Source organism: Flavobacterium terrisoli (genome assembly GCF_030167905.1).
Classification (GTDB): domain Bacteria; phylum Bacteroidota; class Bacteroidia; order Flavobacteriales; family Flavobacteriaceae; genus Flavobacterium; species Flavobacterium terrisoli.
This window is the reverse complement of record NZ_JARGNA010000001.1, coordinates 65,201-80,798: the sequence shown is the minus strand read 5'-3', so window position 1 is coordinate 80,798 and position 15,598 is coordinate 65,201. Positions and strand designations below refer to the sequence as shown.

The window sequence follows — 15,598 nt, the reverse complement described above, 5'->3', positions numbered from 1 at the left end:
TTTGTTTATAAACCTTTTAAAGATTGATTTATGAACAAAGTTAGTTATTACTTAGTTGTAGTTGTGGGAATCCTAACTTTCCTGCAATTTTTCCCTCATGCCTTTCTGGGTTTTCCGGCAGTGTTAGATCATATCGAAAAAGGAGAAATTAGAGGTGAAGCCACAAAGGGAATGCAAATGATTTGGCTTTATTCATCAATCATGATGTTGCTTTCGAGCATTTGGATGTTCTTTTTGGCAAAGCCAATTCTGGAAGGGAAACACGTTGCCCGTGTTCAGGTTTTGTATTTGAGTATCGGGCTGATTGCTTTCGGATTGGGCTGTAATTATATTGCTCAGGAGTTTTTAAATCATATGGTTTTCTTTTCCATTGAAGGCGTTTTACTTTTATTGGCGGTAACCATTTTTTATAAAAGTGAGCAAGATGAGCGATAAAGACATTAAAAGAGTAACGGGTTTGGGTGGTTTTTTCTTCAAATGTGAAGACCCAAATGCGATAAAGGAATGGTATGCAACACATCTCGGAATCCCGGTGGATACCTATGGCTGGACATTTTGGTGGAAAGACAAGGAAGGAAATGAATGCTCTACTCAATGGTCGCCATTTGAGGCCAATACCAAATATTTTTCGCCAAGCGAAAAACCCTTTATGATGAACTACAGAGTGCACGATTTGGAAGCTTTGCTAAAAGTTTTAAAGGAAGAAGGTGTAACAATTGTGGGCGAAATGGAGACTTATGATTATGGGAAATTCGGTTGGATATTAGATCCTGAAGGAAACAAGATTGAACTTTGGGAGCCTATTGACTCCGCATTTTTGTAATAGTCTTTAGGGAATAGTGTTCTTTTATAAGAATTTTATATATTAGACCCATCTTAACATAACCAATAAAACATTATTATGGAAGCACAAAAAGTTGACATGTTTATGATGATGAATGCAAAGTATTTTGAAAGCCATCATCTAAACGCTGTTAGAGAAAAATTATTAAGCCTTGACGAATCTAAATGGGGTTTAGTGCAAACTCTTCAATTCAAAGACCCAACAACTTCATTAATTGTATCACTTTTAGGTGGTGCTTTAGGAATTGACCGTTTTATGATTGGTGATACCGGAATGGGCGTGGCCAAACTTTTAACTTGTGGAGGTTTAGGAATTTGGCAAATTGTAGATTGGTTCCTTATTATGGGTGCCACTCGCGAGAAAAATATGGAAGTATTCCAAAACACATTCTATTAATAAATGACCCGAAATAAGTTATATTCCTTGTTGCTTATAGCTTGTTTAGCGGGATTTATTTATCTTTTTTATTCCATTCAAAATATACAACGGGAAACAGTTGGAGTGTGTATCATCAAAAATGTGACCGGTTATCCGTGTCCGTCCTGTGGTACCACTCGGGCTGTAACGTTGCTTTTGGAAGGTAAATTAATTGACTCCTTATTACTCAACCCTTTTGGAATAATTGTTGCTGTAATCATGATAGGCTGCCCTGTTTGGGTTTTGACCGATATTGCTTTAAAAAAGGAAACCTTTTTTAAAGCCTATAAAAAAGCAGAAGCTACGATTAGAAAACCATGGATAGCCATTGTTTTAATCCTTTTAGTACTTCTCAATTGGATTTGGAATTTATATAAAAATCTATGATACAAGAAACCTCTTTTGCCTATAAACCGGGCGAGCACGAATGTGAAAAATCATCCAACAGTTATTTGATGTCTTTGGTCGCATTAATTGCGGGATTGCCTTTGCCGATCATTAACCTTTTGGCGACTTTCTTTTTCTTTTTGGCCAATAGAAAAGGTACTTATTTTGTACGATGGCATTGTACACAAGCCTTATTTTCCCAATTGGCTTTGCTTGGAATCAACAGTGCCAGTTTTTGGTGGACTATTTCAATTTTGTTTTCAGATGAAAAAGTCAGCAATGAGTATTTTGCTTATATCTTTACGGTAATCCTGTTTAACATATTGGAGATTTTCTCCACTATTTACGCGGCTGTACAAACCCGAAAAGGGAAACATGTGCAGTTTTTGTTCTTTGGAAATATTACTAACTTAATTTGTAAACCATAATGATAAAGAAAACCATTTTTCAGGGGCTAATTATAGTAATGGGATTTACGGCGGTTTGGTTTGGATTTTCCCAATTGGATTTTATGAAGTTCTTTGACGTAAAAGAAAGAACATCAAATCTTGAAAATAAATTGGGTGATTTGATTTGGTCTGAAATTTCGAATACCGAAGATATAGTAACCAATGATACGCTAGTACAAACACTGGACAGTTTGATTAATCCGTTGTGTGAAGCCAATGATATTGAAAGGGATTCGTTAAAGGTTCATATCATCATCAAAGATGAAATCAATGCTTTTGCGTTGCCCAATAACCATTTGGTGGTGTATACCGGTTTAATCGAAGATTGTAAAAGACAGGAAGCCTTACAGGGTGTTTTAGGACACGAGATTGCTCACATCGAGAAAAACCACGTAATGAAGAAATTGTCCAAAGAATTGGGATATTCAGTACTGTTAACGGCTGCTGGAGGAAGCAAAGGTGGCGCAATGGCCAGGGAAATTTTGAAAGCCCTGACATCATCAGCCTATGACAGATCTCTGGAAAAAGAAGCCGACATCACCAGTGTTGATTATATGATAAACGCCAAAATTGATCCAAAACCTATGGCCGATTTTATGTACCAAATGGCGATGGACAGCAATATAGACAAAGCGATGTACTGGATTTCAGACCACCCGGAATCAGAAGCACGGGCCAAGTATATTTTAGAATATATCAAAGGGAAGAAATTAAAAAGCAAACCAACTTTAACTGATAAAGACTGGAAAGCCTTTCAGGAAAAGGTAAAGCTGGAATAATAAAAAAGGTAACTCATTGAGTTGCCTTTTTTTATGTAAAAATGCATTTAATAATTAAATTCTTTTATATTTGAAATAACTAACCAAAAAGGAGTAACCGAAAATCCATAAAGAGTAGGGCTAACCAAAAAATCTAGAATATGTTAAAATGGTACAAAAAAGTAGTATTTGAAAACTATGCCAACTTTAATGGACGTGCAAGACGTTCAGAATATTGGTATTACACATTAATGAATTTAATTGTTGCCATCGTCGCAATCATGATTGACGGTGGATTGGGAACTAATTTCGCACCACTGCCTTATGGCTGGGTTTATGCTATTTATGCTTTAGCGGTGTTTTTACCGGGATTGGCTGTAGCAGTAAGACGTTTACACGACGTAGGCAAAAGCGGATGGTTCCTATTTATAGCATTAATTCCATTAGTGGGCGCTATTTGGCTTATAGTGTTGTTTTTTACTGAAGGAAACCGTGGAGAAAACCAATACGGTTCAGATCCAAAAGCAATAGAAGGATTCGAAGCAGCTTAAAGTTTCGCTCTATATAAAAACAAAAGTCCCGATTTATTCGGGACTTTTTTATTTGTAATTTTTCTCTTTTCGTTCGAGTTCGGCCTGAAATTCTTCCATGACAGGTTTTACGGTGCTTTCCGGTAAATCGGCAATTCGGATATACATCAATCCATCGACTGCATTATTGAATAATGGGTCAACATTAAACGCAACCACGCGGGCATTTTGCTTGATGTATTTTTTGATCAGCACCGGTAATCTCAAAGTTCCCGGTTCGACTTCGTCTATTATTTTGTCAAATTTATTCAAATCGGCCTCGGTTTCATTGAAAACAAAGTCTTTATCGGCATCTTTCAGTTTTACCTTGAATTCTTTCTTCGGATGGATGTATTGTGCCACATAAGGATCATAATAATGCGACTTCATAAACTCAATCATCAGCGATTTTGAGAACTCGGTGAATTGGTTGCTGATACTCACGCCGCCAATTAGGTATTTGTGTTCCGGATAACGCAATGTTGTGTGCACAATTCCTTTCCAAAGCAGGAATAAAGGCATTGGTTTTTGTTGGTAATCACTAACAATAAATGCTCTTCCCATTTCGATGGATTGCTCCATCATGCCATACAATTCGGGCTCAAATCGGAATAAGTCCTGCAGATAAAAACCTTCTATTCCATATTTCGGGAATATTTCAGAACCAAATCCCATGCGATAAGCCCCGGCAATTTGCTGTGATTCATCATCCCACAAAAACATGTGCTGGTAATAATTATCATATTGATCAAGGTCGATGGATTCGTTTGTGCCTTCACCAACAGCTCTAAAAGTAATTTCGCGTAAGCGGCCAATCTCGTGTAAAATGTTTGGAATTATATCGGCAGTTGCTAAGAAAACCAAATAGTTTTTACTTTGCAATAATCTAAAATCGCCTTGCTTTAATACTTCAATTTCTTCTAAGATTTTGTCGTGATTGGCAGGTTTTACAATCTGCTTTGGGCTCTTAGGCGTTTTTAGGTTTAAGTTGAGGTTCAGGTTTTGTGAACTCAGTAATTTAGATTCTTCATTGAAAGAGTTGGCCAACATATAGGTTTTGCGACGCAAAAACTCTGAGTATTCCTCAATGGTTTTGTGTTCGTTTTGTTCGGCAACCGAAATCGGTTTTCCGATACGAACTTTAATCACGCGGTCTTTTTGGGTCAACAATTCAGAAGGCAGTTTGGCCGTACGAAGTGTTGGATTTATTTTGGATAAGAAATAGAAAAAGCGACTGTTCTTGGCATGGAAATAAATCGGAATCACAGGAACCTGCGCTTTTCTGATCACTTTAATTGCGCCTTCTTCCCAGTCTTTATCGACCACCAATTGCCCATCTTTATAAGTTGAAACTTCTCCAGCAGGAAACATGCCCAACGGTTTTCCATCACTCAAATGACGCAGGGTTTCCTTGATCCCGATTACGCTTGACTTAGCATCTTTGTGATTTTCAAAAGGATTCACAGGCATAATATAAGGCTTCATCGGTTCGATGCGATGCAACAGGAAATTGGCAATGATTTTGAAATTAGGCTCTCTTTCGAGCATTAATTTCAACAATAATATACCATCAATTCCACCCAACGGATGGTTTGAAATGGTAATATACGGACCTTCTTTTGGTAATCTTTTTAAATCTTCTTCAGGAATTTCAAACTTAATTTGGAACTCATCCAAAATGGCATTCAGGAATTCTACTTCGCTCAAATGTTTGTTGCGGTCGTAGACTTTATTTAAGGTCGAAATTTTTAGAGCTTTCATTAGTAACCAGCCACAAAAAGTTCCTAAAACCCCATATTTATCAGCGTTTATTGCCTTTGCAACTTCTTTAGCAGTAACTAAACCCATTTATACCGTTCATTTTTTGAGTAAGAAACAAAGATAGTAATTCTCGCGAAATAGCTTCCAGAAAAAACGGAAAACAGCCGTTAAATTTTAATTTTTTATTATGTATTTTGGGTTTCAAATGTTTGTGTTTTTATCTACTTTTGGACTCGAGGCCTTTTGGTCGAATTCAACCAAGTTAAAACTAATGTAAAGCTTAATGAGAATCATTTCTTATAATGTTAATGGCATTCGTGCAGCGATTTCAAAAGGATTTTTGAATTGGTTGCAGCAAGCCAATCCCGATATAATTTGTCTCCAGGAAATAAAAGCTACCGAAGACCAGATTCCTTTGCTTGATGTAGAACTTTCGGGTTATCCTTATCACTATTGGTTTCCGGCCAATAAAAAAGGATACAGCGGTGTAGCTATCTTGTCAAAAGTAAAACCCAAAAATGTGGTTTTCGGAACCGGAATTGCCCATATGGATTTTGAAGGCAGAAACCTTCGATTGGATTTTGATGATTTCTCGGTGATGAGTTTGTATTTGCCTTCAGGAACCAATATCGACCGATTAAGTCACAAGTTCATGTATATGGATGATTTCCGGAATTATATTGACGAATTAAAGAAAGAGATTCCAAACCTTATCATTTGCGGAGATTATAACATTTGTCATGAAGCCATTGATATTCATGACCCAGTCCGCAATAAAACCGTTTCCGGATTTTTACCCGAAGAACGTGCCTGGTTGGACAAATTCATGAAAAGCGGTTTTATAGATACGTTCCGTCATTTTAATAAAGAGCCACATCATTACAGTTGGTGGAGTTATAGAGCCGGAGCCCGAAATAACAACAAGGGTTGGAGAATTGATTATTGTTTGGCAAGTGAGCCATTAAGAAACCGGTTGACCAGAGCAGTGATTTTACCCGAAGCCAAACATTCAGACCATTGTCCGGTTTTAGTAGAGATTGAATAAGAACAAAGAGAATAGAATATAGACCCGAGGCATTTGATATTAAGAAAAATTAATAATCGGTGCGCAGCGAAATAAAAATAGAAAAAATGATAAAAAAATTATTTTTTGGCCTAGCCATACTGAGTTTAATGACATCATGTGTTTCCAAAAAAATCTACAATGATTTGGAGAACAAATACACCGATTTGAAAAAGGAAAACAGGTCTTTGGCTGATGAAGTGGATGAATTGCACAAGGCCAATGCCGAGTTTGATTCGGTAAACAAGTCATTGACGGCTGAATTGTCCAGGTTAAAGGCAGACAGAGACAAACTACAGGCAGATTGCACGGCAACTTCTAATAATTTAAAAGCATTGCAGGAATCCTATTCGGCATTGGAAAAAAACAGCAATGATGCTTTGGAAACCAATATGAATAAAAACCGTGAATTGTTAGCACAGTTAGAAGCTAAAGAAAAAGCTATGGCTGTAGAACAAGACCGATTGAATAAAATGAGAGATGAATTGGCGGCAAGTACCAAACGTTTGAACGAACTGGAAAGCATGATTGCGGCCAAAGATGCCGCGATGAAAAAACTAAAAGACACTTTATCAAAAGCCTTGAACGCCTTCGAAGGAAAAGGATTGACCGTTGAAATGAAAAATGGAAAGGTTTATGTTTCGATGGAAAACAAATTGTTGTTCCAAACCGGAAGTTGGGCTGTTGGCGCAGAAGGAAGAAAAGCGGTTGTTGAAGTAGGCAAAGTATTGGCACAAAATCCGGATATTACCGTTTTGATTGAAGGCCATACCGATAATGACAAAATTCTTGGAAGTATTGGTGGCGGAATTGAAAGCAACTGGGACTTATCGACTAAAAGAGCCACTGCTATCGTAAATATTTTAGGGGAAAACGGAGGTATTCAAAAGAAGAATTTAACCGCGGCCGGTCGTGGCGAATTCGCCCCAATCATGAGCAATGATACACCGGAAGGCAAAGCCAAAAACCGTAGAATTGAAATCATCTTGACGCCAAAATTGGATGAAATTTCTAAAATGCTGAATGAGTTTTAAGAAATAGGCACTAAGGTGCTGAGCGACTAAGGTTCTGAGTTTTGACTTGGAACCTTTTTTTGTGTAAACGTTTCCAAAAAATCCGTTAATCGGGCAAAATTAACGGTGTTAATATTTTACTTTTGCCCAGCGAAAAGCAAGACAAATGAACTATACCACTTTACCGAATACCGATATAAAAGTCAGCAAAATCTGTTTGGGCACGATGACCTTTGGCGAACAAAACACCGAAAGCGATGCGCATTCCCAATTGGATTATGCCGTTGAAAAAGGCGTTAATTTTATTGATACTGCAGAAATGTATCCGATTGCGGCACGTCAGGCAACACTTGGTTTGACGGAAAAATATATCGGTACCTGGTTAAAGAAAACGGGAAAGCGGGAAGATTTAGTAATTGCTACTAAAATTGCCGGACCCAATCGAGGTATGGCTTACATTCGCCAACCGTTGGATTTTTCCAAAAAAAATATCCACGAAGCAGTAGAATTGAGCTTAAGAAATCTGCAGACAGATTATATCGATTTGTACCAAATGCATTGGCCGGAACGGGTAATGAATATGTTTGGGCAACGCGGTGTTTCCAAAGTTGACCCGCAATGGCAGGACAATTTCTTTGAAGTGTTAAGCGTTTATGACGGTTTAATCAAAGAAGGAAAAATCAAGCATATTGGTGTTTCGAATGAGAATCCATATGGCGTGATGAAGTTTATCAGCGAAAGCGAAAAGCACAATTTGCCTAAAATTGTGACCATTCAAAATCCGTATTCGTTATTGAACCGTTTGTTTGAAGTAGGTTTGTCCGAAATTTGTTTGCGCGAAAATGTAGGTTTGATGGCTTATTCGCCTTTGGCGTTTAGTTTTTTAACCGGAAAACATTTGAATGGCATTCAGCCAACCTCAAGATTGGGATTGTTTCCGCAGTTTACCCGTTATTCAAATGAAAACTGTTATAAAGCTACAAAACTATATCAGGAATTGGCACAGGCCAATGGACTGACATTAACCCAAATGGCATTGGCATTCGTAAACCAGCAGGAGTTTGTGATGTCAACGATTATTGGTGCGACTACAATGGAACAACTTCAGGAGAACATTACAGCTTTTGAAATAAAACTGTCTCCTGAAGTTGTTGCCGGAATTAATAAAATTCAAGTGGTATTTCCTGATCCTGCGCCTTAATTATTTTGAACCTAAGTGTATTGAGGATATTACATTAGAAGTTGGACTGTAATTTATGACAACAAATGTATCAGATGCTGTTCCATCTTGCATATTGATGTCAATAATTATAAAACCTAAATTGTCTATTACTTCTCTATTTGAATAAGAATTTGGGAAAAAGCTACTAACTTCTGAAATATTGTTACCGGCCTTTATCGAAGGATTGTAAAAATAAAAAGCACTGTTTTTTAAATCAAATGACACCATTTTATTCTCAAAAAAGTAAAATGAATTCACAGAATATTTATAATCCAACCAAGTCTCTTTGTTGATTTCATTTTCATAATTATCTATAGAACTAGGATTTCCCAATAGTGTTGTTAATGAGTTTTCTGTTTGTACAATTGAAAATGCATTAATTGTTATTTGACTGAATAATAACGAGTCATTGTTTTGCGCATTAGTACTCATGATTGTTACCATAAGTAATAAAAAGGATACTGTTTTTTTCATATTTTAAATGTTTTAAATTTTAATTGCAATCGGTTTCAGGTTCAAATGTCACTTCGTTAAATGTAGTTGTAAAAAGATCAATTGGATTTGATGCTTGGTAAGTACTTCCAATTTTAACTGTTGACTGAATATGTAGATGAGTAGTAACACCTTTAGCAGCAGCATTACCAGATCTTCCTATAGTGCCAATGTTTGTTCCTTGAGGGATTATGTCTTCTTCTTCAAAATTGACATTTCCTAAATGGCAATATTTAATCCTAATCGTTTGTCCATTTACCACTGATTCAACTTCAATATAGTTTCCTAAAGAATTAGCTTGATATTGAGTAGCACCCATTGTTTTTCGAATATTAACTATTTTGCCACCATACATGCTGTATACTTTGTCATTTAGGTTTCCTTGAATATCAACTCCTCCATGCTTTTTCTTTCCAACATATCCGTCACATGTTCGATTGGGGTCATTTCGCGTGCAGCCATAAGTGCCACCCGCTGGGTTAGAGGGAGATGAAGGACAAATTTTAGGGTCTTTAACTGGGTCTCCAGCACAAGGTGTCTCCTCTGGGTCAATCACCCCAATCACCCCATCCGGATTGCAAGGTTCGCCAGCTGATCTACAGCCTGCATCTAAACTATAACTGATTACCATAGTTACAGTAAAACCGGGATTACTGCCATCGCCACAGATTGAACCCGTATAATCATCCCAGCTGCCATATGACCTGCCACAAGAGCATACAAATTTTATCACAAGTGTTAGGCACCATGTATTTCCGCCGCCTACAGAACTGCCATCTCCCGGATTGCCCGCTGGTGGTGGATCAGTTTCACCACTACCACCGCCATCATCTTCATTAGGATTGGCTATAGTAGCAGGATAATCATTTACAATTTCACCGCAAGGGTCTAAAGCTGTACTCAAACCCATGGCAGAAATCTTGCCTTCAAATTCGTTAAAACTTTTCAGAAACGCAGCATACTGCTCCGCAAATGAATCGGTCATTTCATATTTCATTACCGTTAATTCAAATTCACCATTCTTATCGGTTAAAACCAAATTGTGGAAAGTTTTGTAGTCGTCATTAGGATGATTTAAAATCTTAAAGGTGTAATTCTTTATTCCTAACGTATCCAGCACCAAAAGTATATTGTTGTAATCGATAGATTCTTCATCGGTTCTCATGGACGCAGAGCCCGAACCCAGATGCAATCCTCCCGATTTCTCTAATACACTTTTTAACAAATTTCCGGCTTTCTTTGCCTCTAATCCTTTTAGATGTTTGATTCGAACATCACTCTTAATTCCTGCTTCTTCATTTTTTAAATACAAATCCTCTGTCTGACAGCCGGTTAAAAAAACAGAGAAAAATAAGAAGCTCATACAAAAATAGATAATTCTTACATTCATAATACAAATAGTTTAAAATTTAACAAATAAAATCACTCAAAATTATTTATGTTTGTAGTAAAATTCTATTTGATTATAAATAATGTTAAACTCAAAATGAATAAATTATGGAGATCGGAATTAAGATTAAGCGGTTGAGAGAAAGCAAAAAAATTTCTCAGATGGAGCTTTCCACAATCTTGGGAATTTCACAAACCAAGCTTTGTCATATTGAAAGCAGTGAGGACAAATCGATTGATTTTATCCTAATGAATAAGGTTTGCCACTATTTTGATGTTGGGTTCAATTATTTTTTGGAGGAGAAGCCGGAATCCAATTATCTGAAAATAAATCAAAGAGAACCAATAATATGCATTGATTTTGAAAATAATTTTCCGGAGAGCATTATCGCCCAGATTAATTTTCTGATTACCGATAATAAGCAAAAGGAAAGACAGATTAATGATTTACTGTCAAAAATCGCTGAGTTGGAAAACAAGAAAAAGTAATGCCTTCTTTTAATAGTAAATGGTCAAAAGAATTTTCTTCTCGGTCTTATCGAGGATTTTCTCAATTCTCTTAAAGTACTTTTCATTTACCATTGGGCAACCCAAGCTGTTGCAGATAGGATTTATTTGCTGTTCATAAGGAACTTTGCTGAAATAATGCAGTACAATGAAACGATCAAAAGCTTTGCTGTTGCTACGGTCTAAACCATAGAGTTTATAGGCCTTGCCAAATTTTCCGTTATAGTGGTTTCCGATAGCATACTTTCCCAGGGAAGAGCTGTTGGAGTTTGGAGTATTGCTAAATTTAAGTTGGCCCTCAATACCGGTTTCCGAACCCGAACCATGGGCAACCAATCCTTCATCTATGACTTTGTTTTCTTTTAAATTATAGATAAAAAAGCGGTTTTTGCCCGACTTGATTTTCATGTCAATAAAGAAAGCGACCTCATTATTATATTCGGTTTTTTTGGCGAGAAATGTTTTGATGCTATCGACTTTGCTCTTTAATCTTTGATTGGTTATATCATTTGAAACAGTGGCAGCAATATGATTTTCAGAGCTTTTTTTGACCACAAAATGATAGCCGGAACAAACCGCTATAATGATTAAAATGCCCCAAAAAAGATTCTTCATGCTGACTTATTCCACTACAAGTTTAGATTGAAAGTACTTTCCGGATTGACTTCCTATTTCAACCAAATACATTCCTTTGGCTATACCTGAAACGTTTACCATGTTTGTCTCGGCATCGTTTAGATTTTGAAGTAAGATGATTTTTCCGGTGAGGTCAATTATTTTTAGGGAAGATAACACGATGTTGTTTTCACTTTTAATGAACAATTCATTATTGGCCGGATTCGGATACATACGCAATCCATTTTGGCTAAAACTATCCGTTCCCAAAGAAGTATCAATCAATTTATAAATTGTTCCGCTATTGGCCACATACAATTCGCCGTCTTTGTCTTCGCCAAAAGTTGTAATGACACCCGAAGCATCATAATTCCAGGTTATCGTTCCTGCATTGTTAATCCAGCCGATTTCTGCAGTACAATAGTCGGCAAAGAAATATTTGTTGGCAAAATTAGGATAGGTCGAACCGGTATAGAAATAACCTCCGGTAACCGAACAACGACCGGTAGCACCATGAGTATAAACTGAAATCGGAGCAACGGTATTAGCGTAAGTCGGACAACTGCCGGAATTATCATAAGCAACATTGCCTTCATAACATCGCCAACCGAAATTCAGCGCCGTATTTGGTAAAGGCCAGGCTGTTTTGTTGACTTCTTCTATGGCATTCTGACCTACATCAGCAATCCACAAATCACCATTCAAACGGTTGAAAGAAAACTTCCAGGGATTACGCATGCCGATGGCCCAAATTTCATCATTACCTGCAATGCCAACATAAGGATTGGTTGACGGACTGGCATAAGGCGAAGCCGAATCAACATCGATGCGCAACATCTTGCCTAAATTTTCATTGATATTTTGGGCTCTGTTTCCGGGATCACCGCCACTTCCGCCGTCACCCATACCAATATAAAGATAACCATCGGGACCAAATTTTATAGAACCGCCATTGTGATTGCTGAATGGCTGTGATATAGTTAATAATATAGAAGCACTTGCAGCATTGGCTATATTCGGGTCGGTCGAAACCGTATAACGGGCAATTACCGTAGCGCCATCACCGGCACGGGTATAGTTCACATAGAAATAACCATTGGTAGCATAATTGGGGTGGAAAGCCAAACCCAGCAAACCTCTTTCGCCACCGGTAGAAATGGTCGCTGTAGTTAAAGTCAAAAACGGCGTTGCATTTACCGTTCCGTTGGCATTGACAATTCGGATTAAACCGCCTTGCTGCACTACAAATAATCGGGCATCATTGGCCGGATGAGCGATTTCAACAGGAGAAGTAAAACCGGTTGCAAAACTTTGCAATCCGATAGTTTGGGCAAAAGCACAAGTGGTTAAAAGGCCAAAAACAAAAGGTAGAATTCTTTTCATAGTAGGTTGTTTTTGGTAAAGTTAAAAATAAAACTTTTGTAATCAAAGGGTTATACAAAAAACGCAATCTTTATTGATTGCGTTTTAGAATGAAAAGATCAATTAAGTTGCTGTACAGCGGTTTTAAATTCTTCCAAGGAGGTTTTATTGAGTGCTAAATCGATAGCGCCATTTTTATCAATCTCGATTTCTTTCACCGCCATATAAACTTCATCGGCAACACAGCTAAAAGCAATCAGCGTGGCTTTTTGGCCTATCGGAATTTGGCCCAAAACTACTTTGTTGTCATTGTTGATATAGCCCGACATGATGGAATTGATATCTTTGAAAATCAGCCTGACTTCGGGTTTGTATTTCAAATCAACATTGACAAACAAATCCGTTTTGTCTTTTACATCATAAAAACGGTCGCAGTTGATCCAACCCAGCTTTGTTGATTGTAAAATTGTATTTTGTAAGGCTTTGACGTTTTTTGATTCTTCAGCTTTTCTTTGGAATCTCTTATTTGAAGTTTCAAGTCCGTCAGAGCTTCCTCTAACGGTATCACGGGAAATAATTTTGTCATTGATAAAATAAGTGCTAATTGTCATCCAATAGGCATTGCCATCTTGTTCATCTTCAGACACCACCGGAATCAATTCGTTGGTGCTCCAATCAACGGATTTGTCTTTTTTTTGGTAGCCATAAAAAGTCTGCATATCGCCAGGGTTGTTTTTTGAAGCAAATTCAATGGTCATTTTGCTTCCTTTTTTCAACTGTAATTCTTCCCCTTTTGAGGTTGCCTTGATATAAATCATCCCGCCGCTTTCGAGCATAATCCCATTAGACATCGTGTGTAAATTGGCACCAACCGCATCCGATTTCTTGTAAAATTCCTGAAGTTCAATATCAATTTTGCCAATAGCATATTTACCGTTGGCTTTCATCAATGTGTTTTTCGGAATGGTGATTTTGGTTCCTTCTTTTCCGGTAATTGTGATGACTTCATTCGATTTTCCGGTAAAGTGCTGGCTTTCCTTTTGCAATTTGGTAAAGATGGTGTTGGTGTATTGTTCCTCTTCAAAAGCAAAAGTGATTTCCACTCTTCGGTTTTGTTGCTTTCCGGTATCGCTGGCATTTTCTGCCACCGGTTTGTTTTCGCCATCAAATCTCAATTGGATTTTATCAGCCGGAATCCCTTTGGACACCAAATATTGCAGCACTTCATTTGCCCTGTTTTTTGATAAAGTAATGTTGTATTTCGAATTCCCATCGGCATCGGTATTGCCATTAAGTTCCACCGATTTTAATTGGTTCAAATTCATCTTTAAAATCACAGCATCCAATTTTGACTTGGCACTGTCAGTCAAAAAGAATTTGTCATAGTCAAAAAGTACGGTGGCGGAGTTGTCTTGTGCAAACCCAATTGCTGAAACCAAAAACGCTAATAAAAACAGTTTTTTCATATATAAAGAGTTAGAGTATAAGAGATAGAGTAATTATAACGCAAAAAGGTTGGAATTAGTATATAAAATAAAAACCACAACTGTTTCCGGCTGTAGTTTTTAAAAATCACCTTTTATAATCTTTGCTTTACTCTACAGTATAGCCTTTGGTTTTGGCCAAACTAACAATCGACTTGCCGATGGCGTCGCCCAAATCGTCTTTGGTTTTGGTTTTTTTGGCTTCGGCGTCAATATATTCCTGACGTTTTTTAGCCAATACTGCTATTTCTTTCTGGATTTTCTCTCTTTCAGCGGTTTTTTCAACCACTATTTTTTGAATTTCTTCTTTTGTTTTGTTTTGATACTCTTTGGGCAATTCCTCTTTTTTGAGTTTCAGTACAGCGTCTTTGTCTTGTTTTACTTTATCCACCAAATCCCAATCGTCATTTTTGTAAACCATTTTGGTTTTGCTGATAGAACGCTCCGTTTTATTGGCATAAGAAACACTTTCGGCATTTTTGTCCTGTGTGGCCTGATTCATTTTTTTGGATTCTCCTTTGCTGCCATAACCAATATAAGTGGTGTTGATTTTGTCATTGCATTTGGTAATTTCAACATCATAAGGCGTATTGATGTATTGTACCGCAGCATTGGAATCGATATTGAAATATTTGCCCTGACCTTTATCAGCGCCATCTTTCCAAAGTAATCTTATACCCGAAGCCTGATCACCACAGTAAATGGTGTTGACATAAATTTTTTGCTGCAAAGCGGTTGCTAAAGCTTCTTTATAATCAATGCCACCCTGATTAAAACCTTCATTCCCGGCGATGTAAAGCAATTTCATATTGTCTCTTCCGTCGTCCCATTTGAGTTGCTTGGTCGCATCCTGAATCACAGCGCCACAGTATTCATTACCGCCATTGGTGCGAAGCGCAAAGAGTTTTTCGGAGATTAAATCAAGGTCGGTTGTCAAAGGCGTTACTTGTCGGATAAAGTTGGTTTGCCCCGAAAGATTGTCATTGCCATATTCATACAATGCAATTTCTATATTGGGCGTTTTGCCTTCATATTTCAAAGTGGTCAAAGTATTGACAATGTTCCAAAGCCGTGATTTGGCCTGTTCGATTAAACCGTCCATGCTGTTGGAAGTATCCAGCAAAAGTGCCACTTGAATTTTGGTGGTTTCTTCAGTTGACGTTTTGGCTTTTTCTACAGGTTTGGCATTCGATTGGTTGCAGCTCAATAATGTCAATGAAACGGCAACAAGCACTGATCTTAATAAGAGGTTTGTCTTCATGGTTT

General features: G+C 37.5%; 18 protein-coding genes. 11 read left to right on the top strand and 7 right to left on the bottom strand.

The genetic code is table 11. The annotated features are described in order from the left end of the window. The first annotated feature begins 30 nt into the window (after positions 1-30). The 7 genes from P1K33_RS00350 (at position 31) to P1K33_RS00320 (ending at position 3,406) form a co-directional block, all read left to right on the top strand. Positions 31-435 carry a hypothetical protein gene (locus tag P1K33_RS00350; protein ID WP_284650855.1) on the top strand — a complete coding sequence of 135 codons (405 nt, stop codon included), beginning with the start codon at positions 31-33 and terminating at the stop codon, positions 433-435. Beyond that, positions 425-823 (top strand): VOC family protein, encoded by a 399-nt coding sequence (locus P1K33_RS00345; RefSeq protein WP_284650854.1) that lies wholly within the window; start codon positions 425-427, stop codon positions 821-823. The genes P1K33_RS00350 and P1K33_RS00345 overlap by 11 nt, the downstream gene beginning before the upstream one ends. A 78-nt stretch (positions 824-901) precedes the next feature. Continuing rightward, positions 902-1,240: a TM2 domain-containing protein gene (locus tag P1K33_RS00340; protein WP_284650853.1), complete on the top strand. Its 339-nt coding sequence runs from the start codon at positions 902-904 to the stop codon at positions 1,238-1,240. 105 nt (positions 1,241-1,345) lie between these two features. Next, positions 1,346-1,648 carry a DUF2752 domain-containing protein gene (locus P1K33_RS00335; RefSeq protein ID WP_284650852.1) on the top strand — a complete coding sequence of 101 codons (303 nt, stop codon included), beginning with the start codon at positions 1,346-1,348 and terminating at the stop codon, positions 1,646-1,648. Further along, entirely contained in the window at positions 1,645-2,076 is a 432-nt protein-coding gene (locus P1K33_RS00330; protein ID WP_284650851.1) for a magnetosome magnetite crystal formation protein family, read from the top strand. The genes P1K33_RS00335 and P1K33_RS00330 overlap by 4 nt, the downstream gene beginning before the upstream one ends. After that, a complete protein-coding gene (locus tag P1K33_RS00325; protein WP_284650850.1) occupies positions 2,076-2,876 on the top strand; it encodes a M48 family metallopeptidase in 801 nt (266 codons plus the stop codon). Before P1K33_RS00330 ends, P1K33_RS00325 begins: the two co-directional genes overlap by 1 nt. A 140-nt stretch (positions 2,877-3,016) precedes the next feature. Beyond that, positions 3,017-3,406: a DUF805 domain-containing protein gene (locus tag P1K33_RS00320; RefSeq protein ID WP_284650848.1), complete on the top strand. Its 390-nt coding sequence runs from the start codon at positions 3,017-3,019 to the stop codon at positions 3,404-3,406. 48 nt (positions 3,407-3,454) lie between these two features. On the opposite strand, the gene P1K33_RS00315 is transcribed toward P1K33_RS00320, so the two are convergent. Next, positions 3,455-5,272, bottom strand: coding sequence for a GNAT family N-acyltransferase (locus P1K33_RS00315; protein ID WP_284650847.1), 1,818 nt, complete (start codon positions 5,270-5,272; stop codon positions 3,455-3,457). A gap of 196 nt (positions 5,273-5,468) precedes the next feature. Here P1K33_RS00315 and P1K33_RS00310 point away from each other — a divergent pair, with 196 nt between their 5' ends. From P1K33_RS00310 to P1K33_RS00300, 3 genes are all read left to right on the top strand, one after another. Then, complete coding sequence (locus P1K33_RS00310) at positions 5,469-6,230, top strand: exodeoxyribonuclease III (RefSeq protein WP_284650846.1); 762 nt, start codon at positions 5,469-5,471, stop codon at positions 6,228-6,230. 86 nt (positions 6,231-6,316) lie between these two features. Next, the gene (locus P1K33_RS00305; RefSeq protein WP_284650845.1) at positions 6,317-7,282 is read left to right on the top strand and encodes an OmpA family protein; all 966 of its coding nucleotides are present in this window, start codon (positions 6,317-6,319) and stop codon (positions 7,280-7,282) included. Between the two features lie 145 nt (positions 7,283-7,427). Beyond that, positions 7,428-8,462 (top strand): NADP(H)-dependent aldo-keto reductase, encoded by a 1,035-nt coding sequence (locus P1K33_RS00300; protein WP_284650844.1) that lies wholly within the window; start codon positions 7,428-7,430, stop codon positions 8,460-8,462. Here P1K33_RS00300 and P1K33_RS00295 read toward each other — a convergent pair whose 3' ends face one another. Next, positions 8,463-8,957, bottom strand: a complete 495-nt coding sequence (locus P1K33_RS00295; protein ID WP_284650842.1) for a hypothetical protein — start codon at positions 8,955-8,957, stop codon at positions 8,463-8,465. 19 nt (positions 8,958-8,976) lie between these two features. Further along, positions 8,977-10,338, bottom strand: a complete 1,362-nt coding sequence (locus P1K33_RS00290) for a M23 family metallopeptidase (protein WP_284650840.1) — start codon at positions 10,336-10,338, stop codon at positions 8,977-8,979. Positions 10,339-10,472: 134 nt separating this feature from the next. Here P1K33_RS00290 and P1K33_RS00285 point away from each other — a divergent pair, with 134 nt between their 5' ends. Then, positions 10,473-10,853 carry a helix-turn-helix domain-containing protein gene (locus tag P1K33_RS00285; protein ID WP_284650838.1) on the top strand — a complete coding sequence of 127 codons (381 nt, stop codon included), beginning with the start codon at positions 10,473-10,475 and terminating at the stop codon, positions 10,851-10,853. Between the two features lie 9 nt (positions 10,854-10,862). Here P1K33_RS00285 and P1K33_RS00280 read toward each other — a convergent pair whose 3' ends face one another. The 4 genes from P1K33_RS00280 to P1K33_RS00265 all read right to left on the bottom strand — a co-directional run bounded on the left by P1K33_RS00280 (position 10,863) and on the right by P1K33_RS00265 (position 15,593). Continuing rightward, positions 10,863-11,486 (bottom strand): murein L,D-transpeptidase catalytic domain-containing protein, encoded by a 624-nt coding sequence (locus P1K33_RS00280; RefSeq protein ID WP_284650835.1) that lies wholly within the window; start codon positions 11,484-11,486, stop codon positions 10,863-10,865. A gap of 6 nt (positions 11,487-11,492) precedes the next feature. Continuing rightward, positions 11,493-12,869 (bottom strand): PQQ-dependent sugar dehydrogenase, encoded by a 1,377-nt coding sequence (locus tag P1K33_RS00275; RefSeq protein WP_284650834.1) that lies wholly within the window; start codon positions 12,867-12,869, stop codon positions 11,493-11,495. Between the two features lie 98 nt (positions 12,870-12,967). After that, positions 12,968-14,314, bottom strand: coding sequence for an OmpA family protein (locus tag P1K33_RS00270; RefSeq protein WP_284650832.1), 1,347 nt, complete (start codon positions 14,312-14,314; stop codon positions 12,968-12,970). Positions 14,315-14,441: 127 nt separating this feature from the next. After that, a complete protein-coding gene (locus P1K33_RS00265; protein WP_284650830.1) occupies positions 14,442-15,593 on the bottom strand; it encodes a vWA domain-containing protein in 1,152 nt (383 codons plus the stop codon). Positions 15,594-15,598: the final 5 nt, after the last annotated feature.

What these genes read in the sequence shown, in the direction of transcription:
- P1K33_RS00350 (WP_284650855.1), top strand. Translation starts at nt 31, where the DNA reads ATGAACAAAGTTAGTTATTACTTAGTTGTAGTTGTGGGAATCCTAACT.
- P1K33_RS00345 (WP_284650854.1), top strand. Translation starts at nt 425, where the DNA reads ATGAGCGATAAAGACATTAAAAGAGTAACGGGTTTGGGTGGTTTTTTC.
- P1K33_RS00340 (WP_284650853.1), top strand. Translation starts at nt 902, where the DNA reads ATGGAAGCACAAAAAGTTGACATGTTTATGATGATGAATGCAAAGTAT.
- P1K33_RS00330 (WP_284650851.1), top strand. Translation starts at nt 1,645, where the DNA reads ATGATACAAGAAACCTCTTTTGCCTATAAACCGGGCGAGCACGAATGT.
- P1K33_RS00325 (WP_284650850.1), top strand. Translation starts at nt 2,076, where the DNA reads ATGATAAAGAAAACCATTTTTCAGGGGCTAATTATAGTAATGGGATTT.
- P1K33_RS00320 (WP_284650848.1), top strand. Translation starts at nt 3,017, where the DNA reads ATGTTAAAATGGTACAAAAAAGTAGTATTTGAAAACTATGCCAACTTT.
- P1K33_RS00315 (WP_284650847.1), bottom strand. Translation starts at nt 5,272, where the DNA reads ATGGGTTTAGTTACTGCTAAAGAAGTTGCAAAGGCAATAAACGCTGAT.
- P1K33_RS00310 (WP_284650846.1), top strand. Translation starts at nt 5,469, where the DNA reads ATGAGAATCATTTCTTATAATGTTAATGGCATTCGTGCAGCGATTTCA.
- P1K33_RS00305 (WP_284650845.1), top strand. Translation starts at nt 6,317, where the DNA reads ATGATAAAAAAATTATTTTTTGGCCTAGCCATACTGAGTTTAATGACA.
- P1K33_RS00300 (WP_284650844.1), top strand. Translation starts at nt 7,428, where the DNA reads ATGAACTATACCACTTTACCGAATACCGATATAAAAGTCAGCAAAATC.
- P1K33_RS00295 (WP_284650842.1), bottom strand. Translation starts at nt 8,957, where the DNA reads ATGAAAAAAACAGTATCCTTTTTATTACTTATGGTAACAATCATGAGT.
- P1K33_RS00290 (WP_284650840.1), bottom strand. Translation starts at nt 10,338, where the DNA reads ATGAGCTTCTTATTTTTCTCTGTTTTTTTAACCGGCTGTCAGACAGAG.
- P1K33_RS00285 (WP_284650838.1), top strand. Translation starts at nt 10,473, where the DNA reads ATGGAGATCGGAATTAAGATTAAGCGGTTGAGAGAAAGCAAAAAAATT.
- P1K33_RS00280 (WP_284650835.1), bottom strand. Translation starts at nt 11,486, where the DNA reads ATGAAGAATCTTTTTTGGGGCATTTTAATCATTATAGCGGTTTGTTCC.
- P1K33_RS00275 (WP_284650834.1), bottom strand. Translation starts at nt 12,869, where the DNA reads ATGAAAAGAATTCTACCTTTTGTTTTTGGCCTTTTAACCACTTGTGCT.
- P1K33_RS00270 (WP_284650832.1), bottom strand. Translation starts at nt 14,314, where the DNA reads ATGAAAAAACTGTTTTTATTAGCGTTTTTGGTTTCAGCAATTGGGTTT.
- P1K33_RS00265 (WP_284650830.1), bottom strand. Translation starts at nt 15,593, where the DNA reads ATGAAGACAAACCTCTTATTAAGATCAGTGCTTGTTGCCGTTTCATTG.